We start from the raw sequence: 12,369 nt of genomic DNA, 5'->3' as shown, positions 1-12,369 counted from the left end.
CTTTCACTTCTGCTACCTTGCATACATTTAATCATAATACAGCGGAATCAAAAATAAAATAAAAACAGTGAATCTTTTCCCGAAAGGAGCAAGCACATGATTCAAATTGTAACGGTTCGTAGCGGTGATAGCGTATATAGCTTGGCATCAAAATATGGATCAACACCTGACGAGATAGTAAAAGACAATGGATTAAATCCAGCTGAAACACTCGTTGTTGGTCAGGCTCTGATCGTGAATACGAAAGGGAATAATTATTATGTACAGCCTGGCGATAGCCTATATCGAATCTCTCAAACATATAACGTTCCTCTCGCTAGTTTAGCTAAAGTGAATAACTTATCTTTAAAATCCATTCTCCACGTTGGACAGCAATTATATATACCGAAAGGGACGAAACGTGCAGTAGAATCCATCGCTTATTTACAACCTTCCACTATACCTATTAAAGAAAGTTTAGTTAATGCTACACGTGCTATTAATCCATTTTTAACATACTTAGCTTACTTCAGCTTCGAGGCAAAAAGAGATGGTACGTTAAAAGAACCAACTGAAACAGCTAAAATCGCTAATATTGCAACGCAAGGTAATACCATCCCTATGCTCGTTATTACGAACATCGAAAACGGAAATTTCAGTGCCGATCTAACATCCGTTATTTTACGGGACGCAACAATCCAAAACAAATTTATTACAAATATTTTGCAAACTGCTGAGAAGTACGGTATGCGAGATATTCATTTTGATTTTGAGAGTGTTGCACCTGAAGATCGCGAAGCGTATAATCGTTTTTTACGAAATGTGAAAACACGCTTACCTAACGGATACACATTAAGTACAACGCTTGTACCGAAAACAAGTTCCAATCAAAAGGGAAAATTTTTCGAAGCTCACGATTATAAAGCACAAGGACAAATTGTTGATTTCGTCGTCATTATGACATATGACTGGGGATGGCAGGGCGGACCACCGATGGCAATCTCTCCTATCGGTCCTGTAAAAGAAGTACTTCAATACGCAAAATCTCAAATGCCTCCTCAAAAAATTATGATGGGGCAAAATTTATACGGATTCGATTGGAAACTTCCGTTCAAACAAGGGAACCCACCAGCAAAAGCAGTTAGCTCTGTTGCAGCTGTTGCACTTGCTCGTAAATACAATGTTCCTATCCGCTATGATTTCACAGCTCAAGCTCCACATTTCAACTACTTTGACGAAAATGGTGTACAACACGAAGTTTGGTTTGAAGATGCGAGATCTATTCAAAGTAAATTCAATTTAATGAAAGAACAAGGCATTGGCGGTATTAGTTATTGGAAGATTGGCTTGCCATTTCCACAAAATTGGCGTTTACTCGTTGAAAACTTTACAATTACGAAAAAGGGCTGACAAAAGTCAGCCCTTTTTTACTATTAAAAATCCGTCACAAAAAGAAGAATGATGACATTCTCCTTCTTTAACCGTTATCAACAATCGGTTGTTTACCCGTTTGGTCTTGCATTTGCTTTCCTTTATTGCCACCAGCTTTTTTTGATTGTGTTCCAATATGATTCGGTGCAAAGTCTTTTGAATTCTTTTTCGGATTACCCATTACTATCGCCTCCTTAACAGTAGTATCGTACTAGTGTTAAGAATTATTCAGCTTGCTTAAAAAGTTTCATTTCATAACGTTTTTCAATACGCTCTTCAATGCGATCGATTGCATCGCGATCGCTTAATAATTGTTGTTTATTTTCTTTCACAAGCTCGTCAAACGATTTACGGCGACTTCTTCTCATGCTGTTCACCCTCTCTCCTTCGCTTTCTTATTACATAGTATGAGCAAAGGAAAAACTATTTAATCAGATTTGCAAGAAAATTTTATGTTTTAATACTCCTAAAAAAACTCCGTGTACAACAAATCGTACACGGAGTTTTTCATACCATAATATTTAAATACTCTTTTAACTTTTCATCTGCATTCATTTCACTTTGTTTATAGTCACGCAGCGCTCGCAGTACGACATCATACTGTTCTAAAATATAACCTTCTAATTTCAAAACATCCTCTAAGCTATTCAGCATAATTCTCGTATTACCAACTTCACTTTTTAACGCAGGTTCACATTTTAAACTCGTACATATTTCTTTCACATCATCTTCTAATATGTCTGTTAATACGTATTTCTTTCGCCCTTTTACCTTTAATCTCATAACTGGATAAAAAGCTTTTATATCTAAATAGCTTCCTACATTCATGCAACGAATCCATTCAATATCACGTTTATTTCGTACAAGTATCTCTTTTACCGCTTCATATACTGCTGTTTCATCAAGTACTTCCGTATTCGATTTCCCTTTTGCCTCTACTTCAATAGATGCACATTTTTGATAAACAGTTGCACAAGTAATACAATCATCAAATGCATTATGAGAACTTAAACGAATTCCAAGCATTCGCTTTAACGTTTCAAGTTTATGATTAGGCGCGTGCTTCATATATTTCTTTGCTAGAAACACAGTATCAATCACTTTATTTTGTGGTTCCGGTAAACCAAGCATATTCACATTACTTTTCAAAAAGCGCATATCAAAAGATGCATTATGAGCGACAATTACATTTGTATGTAAAAATGCTAAAAATAAAGGTAACACTTCTTCAATCGTCGGTGCATCCGAAACACGATAATTTGTAATACCTGTTAAACTCGTTATTCGGTCCGGAATTGGACGCTCCGGATTCACATAGGAAACAAATTGATCTACTAGTTCATGATTACGATATTTCACTGCTGCCACTTGAATGATCTTATCATTATAAGGATTAAATCCTGTTGTTTCAAAGTCAATTACAACATAATCTAACGGTAAGGATATATTCCCCACTCCAAATACACTCCTTTATCTTTCAACGTTTATATTTCTTTTATCATACCATGCAGTTATCACTACGTGAAAAAGAAAAGGCAGAAATGATTATATTTCATCTCTACCTTTTCACTGTTATTTTAATTTGGCAATCCGTTTCTCCATCTCTTTTTGCGTCATCGGCCCAATAAACTTATCTTGAATGACACCTTTCGTATCTATAAAATACGAAGTTGGGATCGTAATGACTTTATAAGCTGTTGTTACATCAATGTTCTTATCCAATAAAATAGGAAAAGTAATCCCTTTTTCCTTAGCAAAATTACTTACCTTTTCTATCCCCCCGCCTTTTTCTGAAGGCGTATAATTTATTGCTAAAATTTCTACATTTTCTTTATGTTCTTTATAGAAAGCCTCCATATCTGGCATTTCTTGCTGGCAAGGCCCACACCACGTTGCCCAAAAGTTTAAAATCACTTTCTTTCCTTTTAAATCTGATAACTTTACATTCGTTCCATCTAACTTCGTTAATTCAAAGTCTGGCGCACTCTTCCCTATTTCAATACCATTACTTGCAATCATTTCTTTCATAGCAGCTTCACTTTTTGTTTGCTCCCCTTGTACTACCTGATCGTTTTTACCAAACTGTTCATAAGCTGCATATCCCGCTAAACAAAGTAACACTACAATAATCGTAAGCTTCCGCCACATTTTATATCACCCTAACGTATTTATCTTCTTTTAACATATTTATCAAAATACTATATACCTTATTTTAGCTTATACGGACAAGCTTGGAAATATTCACAGTCAAAATAATTAGAATATTCTTATTTAAAGTGCATTTTTTTCCTTTTTATCATATAATTAGAAAAATAAATGCAGTGTTGTTTATTTTCTTATGGACCTATTCACCTTTTTACTTTCGTAGTTATATAAACTTCAACAAAAGGGGGATTTTTTATGAATTCATTCGAAAAAATAACATTATATATTCTTAGTTTTCTTTTATACCCAATCGGTATTATTACATGGATCATTTCACTCTTTAGTAACGATCTTGAAAAAAAGAAAGTAGGACGTATTTGTCTCTACGTTTCTCTAGTCTCATTCGTCCTTTTCTTAATTCTTGGAATTGCAACTTTCCTTATGACAGCTACTTTTAACGTCGATCTGAATCATTCAGAATCTATCGAGTATCAAATAAATGACGCTGAATAAAGATAAGAGCATTGTTCTTATCTTTATTCACATCTCTTAAAAAATGAATGACTATTTATTAATTTTTCAGGACTTCCACATGCTACAATACTTCCTTCTTTCATGATGACAACGCGATTTGCTAGTATTACTTTCTCTACATCATGTGTCGCCACAATTCTCGTGACCTCGCCTCCCAGCCCTTCTATCATATCCCAAACAATTTCTTGATTGCTCGGATCTAATCCGGCAGTCGGTTCATCTAAAATAATAAGATTTGGATTTGAAACAATTGCTCGCAATAATGCAAGGCGTTTTCTTTCTCCTCCTGAAAACTCTTCACCGCTTTTATGTAGTACAGTTTGAAGACCTTCAGATAACCCCCTAACAATCGGCGTTACATTTACAAGTCCAGCATTTTTTTCGAACTCGTTTTCTATCCTCTCTTCCTCGAAATATATATTCTCTTCTACTGTCGTCCGAAAAAAACGAGGTTCTTGCCAAACTGTAGTCAATCGAGCCTCATTTCCATAATAAGCAACGCTACCGTTAGATGGTTTATACAATCCTGTCATTAATTTTAAAAGCGTTGTTTTTCCTGCACCACTTTCTCCCACAATAATAACGAGTTCACCAGGTTTAATTTGCAAATCAATATTATAAATTCTGCATTTCTCTTCATCATTCTCCTGAAATGAAACATTTGTTAACGTCATCCCCATCGCTCTTTCTACATTACTATTTGCCACTCGTTTATCTAAAAAGGAAAAAACTCTATTTGCCGAAGCAATTGCAACTTGTGTCATCATTAATAAATCGCCCACATAACGGACAGGGAAAAAGAGCATTTCAATTGTCGCTAACACTGCAACAAGTGAACCAACTTCTATTTCCCCCTTCATTATTTTTTGCACACCTATAATGAGAACAACGATATATGCTCCTGTTTCCATCACCGTTCCAACTACCCCAATGCAATGTTGCATCATCGTCTTCTTTACTTCTGTTTTATAAGATTGTGCTGTTACTCTCTTAAATAAGCGAATGGCCCATTTTTCTTTTTGTAAACTACGCAAATCTTGTACTCCTTTTACAAACTGTGACACCATCTCTACAACAGTTGACTGATTGTTTTGAGCAATACTTGCAATATTTCTTACCTTTTTCCCCATCAATATCGGAACCGTTGCACTTAAAAATAAAAACGGAGTTACCCACAATATAAACTGTATATCTATATGTTGTAGTGCTATGAACGCACCTACAAATTGCGCAATGGCGTGTATATATTCTATTAATATAGAACCATATAATCTGACCCAGTTTGGAATATCAGACACAACTAACGTCTCTAACTCTCCTTGTTTAATTTTCTCACTCTCTTCAAACGGTAATAAGAAAAAATGACGTAATACATCTATACGCTTCTCTCGTAGTATTCGCTGACTTGCTTTGGAGCTTACATAATCAAATGAAAGATTGTTTATCCACATCAACAAGCGACTTGCTGTAAACAAAGTAATGTAAAGATACGCTCCTTTCAGCTCTCGTTGAATCAGGTTATCTACAATTAGTCCCATGAATAGTGGACGGGAGAGATTTAAAATAGCTGCAAAAAGCCCACTGCATACAGCTGCTATTACTAATATTTTTTCTTTCTGTAACGGTAACAAAATTCTTTTATATTCTTTCATGACGTTTCCTCCATTGTTTATAGTAAAAAGAAAGGGATGAAACCAAATGGTTTCATCCCTTTCCATAAAGTGAAACTTTAATCAGTGGGGGTTTTCTTCATCCCCACTGATTATTAGTTGAACCAATCGGACTTTTATGGACAGTTGATCCCCCACCTAACTTCTTTGCTTTCGCTGCATTTTGAGGTGGGGGTCTTACTGCCCATTAAAGTCGGATAAAATAAGGAAGCTAACAGTTGTTAGCTTCCTTATCGTTCATTTTAATTATTTAGTTCGACACTTTAGACTCTTCGATTTTCTCACGAAGAACCATTTGCAGAATACCACCGTGACGGTAGTAGTCAATTTCTACTTCACTATCGAAACGAGCTACTACTTCAAATTGTTTTTCGTTGCCATCTGCATCAGTTGCAACTACTTTTACAAGATCGCGCGGTCTAACTGTTTTGTCAATTTGAATTTCAAATGACTCGTTACCAACAAGACCTAATGTTTCAGCACTTTCGCCATCTTTAAATTGAAGTGGTAATACGCCCATTAACACTAAGTTACTGCGGTGAATACGCTCGAAGCTTTCTGCGATTACTGCTTTAATACCCAATAAGTTTGTACCTTTTGCAGCCCAGTCACGAGAACTTCCCATACCGTAATCTTTACCTGCAACAACTAGAAGGCCTGTGCCGTCTTCTTTATATTTCATAGCAGCATCATAGATTGATGTTACTTCACCAGTTGGCCAGTATGTTGTATATCCGCCTTCTGTTCCTGGTGCAATTTGGTTTTTAATACGGATGTTCGCGAATGTACCACGCATCATCACTTCATGGTTACCACGACGAGAACCGTAAGAGTTAAAGTCAACTGGTTGTACGCCGTTTTCTAATAAGTAGCGTCCAGCTGGTGTATGCTTACCGATTGAACCTGCTGGTGAAATATGGTCTGTCGTTACAGAGTCACCAAATTTACCAACTACGCGTAAGCCTGATAACGTTTCAACTTCACCTGGCTCTTTAGATAAACCTTCAAAGAATGGTGGATTTTGAATGTATGTTGAATCATTATCCCAAGTATATAAAGCTTCGTTTGAAGTTTGGATTTCATTCCAACGCTCATTGCTATTAAATACTTGTGCATATTCTTTTTTGAACAGTTCAGATGTAACAACGCTTTGAACTACATCTTCAATTTCTTTAGCTGATGGCCAAATATCGTTGAAGTAAACAGCATTGCCATTTGCATCTTTACCGATTTCATCATTTTTCAGGTCAATATCAACAGTACCTGCAAGTGCATATGCCACAACAAGTGGTGGTGATGCTAAGTAGTTCGCTTTTACAAGTGGATGAATACGACCTTCAAAGTTACGGTTACCAGATAAAACAGATGTTACTAATAAGTCGTTTGCTGCGATTGCTTCTTCTAATTCTGGCGCTAATGGACCAGAGTTACCGATACAAGTCGTACAGCCGTAACCAACTGTTTGGAAACCTAATTGATCTAAATATGTTGTTAAACCAGACTTATCTAAGTACTCTGTAACAACTTTAGATCCTGGTGCTAATGATGTTTTTACGTACTCAGGTACTACAAGTCCTTTTTCAATTGCTTTTTTCGCAACTAAACCTGCTCCAATTAATACGTATGGGTTTGATGTATTTGTACAGCTTGTAATTGCAGCGATTGCAATTGCACCTGTTTTCATCGTTACTTCTTTATCTTCTAATGTAACCTTCACTTCTTTATCGAACTCTTGCTCATTAAATCCAAGTCCTTGTGTTCCAACTGGTGCTACAACAGCTTTGTGGAACGCATCTTTCATATCTGAAAGTGGAATTAAATCTTGTGGGCGTTTCGGTCCAGAAAGGTTAGATTCAATTGTATTTAAATCAATTTCAACAAGATCAGTGTAAATTGGATCTTTGCTGTCTGCTGTATAGAATAAACCGTTTGCTTTACAGTATTCTTCAACAACTCGAATTTGCTCTTCATCTCTTCCTGTTAAACGTAAGTATTCTAATGAAATATCATCGATTGGGAAGAATCCACAAGTTGCGCCGTATTCTGGTGCCATGTTTGAAATTGTTGCACGGTCAGCTAAAGGCATGCTCTTTAGTCCATTACCGAAGAACTCAACGAATTTACCAACTACACCTTTTTGACGTAATACTTGCGTTACTTTTAATGCAACGTCAGTTGCTGTAGTACCACTTGGAAGTGTACCAGTTAATTTCACACCGATTACTTCAGGTACTGGGAAGTATGAAGGCTGTCCAAGCATTCCTGCTTCTGCTTCAATACCACCAACGCCCCAACCAAGAACGCCGATACCGTTAATCATTGTTGTATGTGAGTCTGTTCCAACTAATGAATCTGGGTATGCAATTAAGTCACCTTCAGCATTTTTCACAGCGTGAACAACTGGTGCTAAATATTCAAGGTTTACTTGGTGTACAATACCTGTAGCTGGTGGAACTGCACGATAGTTATCAAATGATTTTTGTGCCCAGCTTAAAAATTTATAACGTTCTTCATTACGTTTAAACTCTAAGTCCATGTTGAATGCAAGCGCGTCTGCCGTACCCGCTCTATCAACCTGTACAGAGTGATCAATTACAAGGTCTACAGTAATTTCCGGATTAATTTTATCAGGATCCCCACCCATGTCTGCCATTGCTTTACGAAGCGAAGCCAAATCAACAACAGCTGGAACACCAGTGAAATCTTGTAAAATTACACGAGATGGTTTAAATGGAACATCGATATCTTGCACATCTTTCGTTCCCCATTTCGCTAAATTTGTAACATGCTCTTCTGTAATTACACGTCCGTCTACTTGACGAAGTACTGATTCAAGTAAAACTTTCACGGAATATGGTAATTGAGATACGTTGCCAACCCCTGCGTTTTCAAGCGCTTTCAAATCATAATAATGATACGTTTTTCCATCTACTTCAAAAGTTGCGCGTGATTGAAATGGATTATGTTTGACCATTATGTTTCCCCCCTGTTAAACGTGACTAAGTTGTCTGAATATAAAATGTAGACAAACTTTTCAATACCTTACGATAATATCTTATTACAACTTTCTAAATAAGTAAATAATAAGAAACTTATAGATTATCATAAGTTTTCTTTATGTTTCTAAATTTGAATAGTGTTCATGCTCCTTATGAATACTATTACCATAAAGTAAAGTGCTCTATTAGCGCTTTACTTACAGTTCATACATACTATGAACTGCTCATCATTCAACTTACAAAAAAAGTTATAGAGGTGAAATAAAATGGGTAAAAGAAAAGCAAATCATACTATTTCAGGAATGAATGCGGCATCTGCACAAGGACAAGGTGCTGGTTATAACGAAGAGTTTGCAAATGAAAACTTAACTCCTGCAGAACGACAAAATAATAAGAAACGTAAAAAGAACCAGTAACGAAAAATCCCAAAAGGAACATTCACCTTTTGGGATTTTTTCTAATGTTTATAACGTAACAATTCCGAAACCTTTACGAATCGATAGCCTTGCTTTTGAAGCTCCGGTAAAATTTTTGCTAGCGCTGCTACTGTTTGACTACGATCATTTCCTCCATCATGTAACAATACAATATCTCCACTTTTAGCATTTTTCACTACATGATTTACAATGGATTCAACACCTGGATTTGCCCAATCACGTGGGTCTTGGTGCCATGACCATAGTACAGTTTGATACCCAGCTTCTTTCGCTGTTTTAAATACAGCATCGTTAATATATCCACCAGGTGGACGGAATAACAAAGGTTCTTTTACCCATTTTTCAAAATATTTCTTTCCATCTAAAATATCTTTTTTTAATTTTTCATCTGATGAACTATTCGCATATAAATGATTCATCGTATGATTTCCAATTTCATGTCCCTCTTTCAACACTTGTTTTACTAAATATGGATTGCGCTGCACTCGAAATCCGATCATAAAAAATGTTGCTTCCGCTTTATATTGACGTAATAAATGTAAAACTTGTGTTGTATAAGTTGGATCTGGTCCATCATCAAATGTAATGGCAATAATCTTTTCATTATTAGGTACTTCCCACGTTACATAGCCAGTTGGTTCTAGCTCTTTTCTGAGCAACATTTTCGCTTCCACTTTTTCCACTTGAAATATATGTACTGCGCATAGTAAAGAAAAAATTACTAAAAAAACTTTCTGTTTTAGCATAATATTCATTAAAGTAAGAGGTTGTCGAATACCAACAATCTCATTTACTTTTCTAATTGATCTACATTTCGCATAATGTTTTGGAGATTATTTTCATATTGCTCAAGTTGTGGGCGTTGTGTTTCCGAAGCTACTTCTAGTGCATTTTGAATCTGTTCATATGCTTCCTGAACCTCTTGGCGTAATTCTTTTAAATCATGACCGTAGTTTGGATCATTTTTCACAATGTTGTTAAATGCATTTTCTGCTTGTGTAACGCCTTGCTGCGCTGCTTGAAAAGCTTGTTGCTTATCTTTATGATATGGCATTATACAATCCCCTTTCCATAATAGTTAGTCCCACTTATCTTTACCTTTTTTTCTAAAAACATTCTCGTATAAATTTGCAAACTTCTCTCATTCTAAAAAGAAAGAGGAGGTGTCACAAACAATGGGCAAAAACAATCGTGAAGCGAAAGAAAAAAAAGGACAACCCGAACCATTAAGCGGATCTCATAAAGTAAAAAACCGTAACCATTCACGCCAAAAACATCATGCACATCATGATATGTAAAATAAAAAATGCACACTAGCTACCTTTTCCACATACAATGTTTATATTTTTCCATTTATTCTTCACCCCTACTTCATTCATGCATAACATAGTATGAATTGAGATTTTACGGAGGGTGTCTTACATGGGCAAGAAAAAGAAGGATTGTCTTTTTCATGTTGATGGTTTCGAAGAATGGATGGATCAGTTTTGTTCTGATTCTTGTAGCAACTTTAGTTTCCCAAATCAAATTCATATTGACCTTTGTGAAACGGAACAAGAATACATTTTGGAAACAGATGTACCAAATGTAAAAGAACAAAATGTAGTCATTAAAAAGATGAAGACAGGCCTAAACATTTGCATACTTCATAAAAATATTTCTTTGCAGAGAATCATTCCTTTACCCGATAATATTATTTATAAGAAGATGCTAGCCTGCTTAGAGAATGGATATTTAGCCATTCATATTTCCAAAAATGAAGTTGCTCATAAACATGAGGAAAAAGTTCTTTTTCAAATTGAGAATTAAAATAAAGTGAAACTTTAATCAATGGGAGTTTTACTGCCCGCAAATAGCGGGATGAATACAAAAGTAAGCCCCAGTCGTCTACTGGGGCTTATTTTATTTCGCATGTACTTCCATATTAGAATTTCCATCATATCTTTTTTTCAATAAACTTTTCGTAACTAACAGCACTGGAAACGCTACAGTTGAAAATATAGCTAGTGCTGAAAATACTACAAACCCATTTTGGTACCCGTAATAATCGAGAAGTACGCCCCCAAACCACGGACCAATTACTGCTCCAATTCCCGAAAATCCCATCGCCCCGAAGTATGTTCCTTTTAGATGCGCAACAGCAATATCATCAATAAATACATCCGTCATCGAAAACATTAAGACTTCTCCAATTGTAAAAATAATTGTACAAACGGCAGCACCTAGCATGGATTCTACTATTCCAAAGCCAAATAATCCTCCACTCACAAATAAAGTTCCAAACATAATTGATGTTAACGGTGTATACTTTTTACACATTTGAATAACAGGGTATTGAATAATCACTACAACAACTGCATTTAAAGCGAGCATATATGAGAATAGCTTCACTCCATCCTGGAATATATGTGCATTTGCAAAATATTGAGATACTGTCGTCGTCAAATGTGAAAAACCACAATTACTCAAAATAATACCGACTAAAGCAACTAAAAATACTATATCTTTTCGCAATATACGCATTGCATTTAGCACTGTAACAGGTTTTTCTGTACTCACTTTCTTTTTTTCCATTGGATACTTCTTAAATTGGAACGCTAGTATAGCTGTATATAGAATATATACCCCAGCCGCTACTAAAAAAGGAATTGTTGATTTTGCACTTCCAATCTGTAGTCCAACAATTGGTCCAATTGCAACTCCAACATTTATTGCACCATATCGCAAGTTATAGACGAGTAACCGATACTCAGGCTTTGTTAAATCTGATAATAACGCTCTTGATGTTGGCTCAAAAAACGACCTACATAATCCATTTAAAGCGTTTAATAAAAAGAAACTTAAAACATGATCTGCAAGTGAAAAACCTATAAACACAAACATCCAAACAATCATGGACCAGAGCATAATCATTTTCCGGCCAAATCGATCTGATAAATTCCCTCCGATAAAACTAGCAAAAACACCAACAAGTGCACTCGTTCCAATAATAGCACCAGTCATTCCAGCTGATACACCTTTAACAGTCGTTAAATAAATCGCTAAAAAAGGGATACTCATTGACGTGGCGAACCTCGCAAATAAAGTCCCTATTATAATTGTCATTCCTAACGGATGAATATTTTGTAACTTCCCCTTCATCTTAAAAACCTACTCTCCCTGTTATCACATAAA

Annotated in this window: 14 protein-coding genes; 5 read left to right on the top strand and 9 right to left on the bottom strand. The window is 35.8% G+C overall.

What is annotated here, in order from left to right; translation table 11 throughout:
• The first annotated feature begins 96 nt into the window (after positions 1-96).
• Positions 97-1,389 carry a glycosyl hydrolase family 18 protein gene (locus ACTFRS_RS00530; protein ID WP_000614837.1) on the top strand — a complete coding sequence of 431 codons (1,293 nt, stop codon included), beginning with the start codon at positions 97-99 and terminating at the stop codon, positions 1,387-1,389.
• 67 nt (positions 1,390-1,456) lie between these two features.
• On the opposite strand, the gene sspN is transcribed toward ACTFRS_RS00530, so the two are convergent.
• The 4 genes from sspN to ACTFRS_RS00510 form a co-directional block, all read right to left on the bottom strand.
• The gene (gene sspN, locus ACTFRS_RS00525) at positions 1,457-1,591 is read right to left on the bottom strand and encodes an acid-soluble spore protein SspN (RefSeq protein WP_000527987.1); all 135 of its coding nucleotides are present in this window, start codon (positions 1,589-1,591) and stop codon (positions 1,457-1,459) included.
• A 43-nt stretch (positions 1,592-1,634) separates the two neighbouring features.
• Complete coding sequence (locus tag ACTFRS_RS00520; RefSeq protein ID WP_001254697.1) at positions 1,635-1,778, bottom strand: FbpB family small basic protein; 144 nt, start codon at positions 1,776-1,778, stop codon at positions 1,635-1,637.
• Positions 1,779-1,917: 139 nt separating this feature from the next.
• The gene (locus ACTFRS_RS00515) at positions 1,918-2,865 is read right to left on the bottom strand and encodes a 3'-5' exonuclease (protein WP_318160459.1); all 948 of its coding nucleotides are present in this window, start codon (positions 2,863-2,865) and stop codon (positions 1,918-1,920) included.
• Positions 2,866-2,982: 117 nt separating this feature from the next.
• A complete protein-coding gene (locus tag ACTFRS_RS00510) occupies positions 2,983-3,558 on the bottom strand; it encodes a TlpA family protein disulfide reductase (protein WP_139866323.1) in 576 nt (191 codons plus the stop codon).
• A 252-nt stretch (positions 3,559-3,810) separates the two neighbouring features.
• On the opposite strand from ACTFRS_RS00510, the gene ACTFRS_RS00505 reads away from it, so the two are divergent.
• On the top strand, positions 3,811-4,068 hold the full coding sequence (locus ACTFRS_RS00505; protein ID WP_001083879.1) for a hypothetical protein: 258 nt from the start codon (positions 3,811-3,813) through the stop codon (positions 4,066-4,068).
• Positions 4,069-4,091: 23 nt separating this feature from the next.
• Here the strand turns inward: ACTFRS_RS00505 and ACTFRS_RS00500 are convergent, their stop codons facing one another.
• On the bottom strand, positions 4,092-5,741 hold the full coding sequence (locus ACTFRS_RS00500) for an ABC transporter ATP-binding protein (RefSeq protein ID WP_242293784.1): 1,650 nt from the start codon (positions 5,739-5,741) through the stop codon (positions 4,092-4,094).
• Positions 5,742-6,009: 268 nt separating this feature from the next.
• The gene (gene acnA, locus ACTFRS_RS00495) at positions 6,010-8,733 is read right to left on the bottom strand and encodes an aconitate hydratase AcnA (protein ID WP_242293783.1); all 2,724 of its coding nucleotides are present in this window, start codon (positions 8,731-8,733) and stop codon (positions 6,010-6,012) included.
• Between the two features lie 291 nt (positions 8,734-9,024).
• On the opposite strand from acnA, the gene sspO reads away from it, so the two are divergent.
• Entirely contained in the window at positions 9,025-9,174 is a 150-nt protein-coding gene (gene sspO, locus ACTFRS_RS00490) for an acid-soluble spore protein SspO (protein ID WP_000518052.1), read from the top strand.
• A 41-nt stretch (positions 9,175-9,215) separates the two neighbouring features.
• On the opposite strand, the gene pdaB is transcribed toward sspO, so the two are convergent.
• Positions 9,216-9,941 carry a polysaccharide deacetylase family sporulation protein PdaB gene (gene pdaB / locus ACTFRS_RS00485; RefSeq protein WP_123805654.1) on the bottom strand — a complete coding sequence of 242 codons (726 nt, stop codon included), beginning with the start codon at positions 9,939-9,941 and terminating at the stop codon, positions 9,216-9,218.
• A gap of 44 nt (positions 9,942-9,985) precedes the next feature.
• Positions 9,986-10,249: a hypothetical protein gene (locus ACTFRS_RS00480; RefSeq protein ID WP_001146295.1), complete on the bottom strand. Its 264-nt coding sequence runs from the start codon at positions 10,247-10,249 to the stop codon at positions 9,986-9,988.
• 121 nt (positions 10,250-10,370) lie between these two features.
• Between ACTFRS_RS00480 and ACTFRS_RS00475 the strand changes: the two genes are divergently transcribed.
• The gene (locus tag ACTFRS_RS00475; RefSeq protein WP_000517649.1) at positions 10,371-10,493 is read left to right on the top strand and encodes a small acid-soluble spore protein P; all 123 of its coding nucleotides are present in this window, start codon (positions 10,371-10,373) and stop codon (positions 10,491-10,493) included.
• A gap of 124 nt (positions 10,494-10,617) precedes the next feature.
• Entirely contained in the window at positions 10,618-11,004 is a 387-nt protein-coding gene (locus ACTFRS_RS00470) for an Hsp20/alpha crystallin family protein (RefSeq protein ID WP_000516732.1), read from the top strand.
• A 93-nt stretch (positions 11,005-11,097) separates the two neighbouring features.
• Here ACTFRS_RS00470 and ACTFRS_RS00465 read toward each other — a convergent pair whose 3' ends face one another.
• Positions 11,098-12,336 (bottom strand): MDR family MFS transporter, encoded by a 1,239-nt coding sequence (locus ACTFRS_RS00465; RefSeq protein WP_139866326.1) that lies wholly within the window; start codon positions 12,334-12,336, stop codon positions 11,098-11,100.
• Positions 12,337-12,369: the final 33 nt, after the last annotated feature.

This window comes from Bacillus cereus group sp. MYBK139-1, assembly GCF_051916915.1.
Classification (GTDB): domain Bacteria; phylum Bacillota; class Bacilli; order Bacillales; family Bacillaceae_G; genus Bacillus_A; species Bacillus_A pacificus.
This window is presented reverse-complemented; position numbering and strand designations above follow the sequence as displayed.

Excerpts from the sequence above, each read along its gene's own strand:
- pdaB (WP_123805654.1), bottom strand. The coding sequence starts at position 9,941 with ATGCTAAAACAGAAAGTTTTTTTAGTAATTTTTTCTTTACTATGCGCA.
- sspO (WP_000518052.1), top strand. The coding sequence starts at position 9,025 with ATGGGTAAAAGAAAAGCAAATCATACTATTTCAGGAATGAATGCGGCA.
- acnA (WP_242293783.1), bottom strand. The coding sequence starts at position 8,733 with ATGGTCAAACATAATCCATTTCAATCACGCGCAACTTTTGAAGTAGAT.
- ACTFRS_RS00475 (WP_000517649.1), top strand. The coding sequence starts at position 10,371 with ATGGGCAAAAACAATCGTGAAGCGAAAGAAAAAAAAGGACAACCCGAA.
- ACTFRS_RS00530 (WP_000614837.1), top strand. The coding sequence starts at position 97 with ATGATTCAAATTGTAACGGTTCGTAGCGGTGATAGCGTATATAGCTTG.
- ACTFRS_RS00470 (WP_000516732.1), top strand. The coding sequence starts at position 10,618 with ATGGGCAAGAAAAAGAAGGATTGTCTTTTTCATGTTGATGGTTTCGAA.
- ACTFRS_RS00500 (WP_242293784.1), bottom strand. The coding sequence starts at position 5,741 with ATGAAAGAATATAAAAGAATTTTGTTACCGTTACAGAAAGAAAAAATA.
- sspN (WP_000527987.1), bottom strand. The coding sequence starts at position 1,591 with ATGGGTAATCCGAAAAAGAATTCAAAAGACTTTGCACCGAATCATATT.
- ACTFRS_RS00510 (WP_139866323.1), bottom strand. The coding sequence starts at position 3,558 with ATGTGGCGGAAGCTTACGATTATTGTAGTGTTACTTTGTTTAGCGGGA.
- ACTFRS_RS00480 (WP_001146295.1), bottom strand. The coding sequence starts at position 10,249 with ATGCCATATCATAAAGATAAGCAACAAGCTTTTCAAGCAGCGCAGCAA.
- ACTFRS_RS00505 (WP_001083879.1), top strand. The coding sequence starts at position 3,811 with ATGAATTCATTCGAAAAAATAACATTATATATTCTTAGTTTTCTTTTA.
- ACTFRS_RS00465 (WP_139866326.1), bottom strand. The coding sequence starts at position 12,336 with ATGAAGGGGAAGTTACAAAATATTCATCCGTTAGGAATGACAATTATA.
- ACTFRS_RS00520 (WP_001254697.1), bottom strand. The coding sequence starts at position 1,778 with ATGAGAAGAAGTCGCCGTAAATCGTTTGACGAGCTTGTGAAAGAAAAT.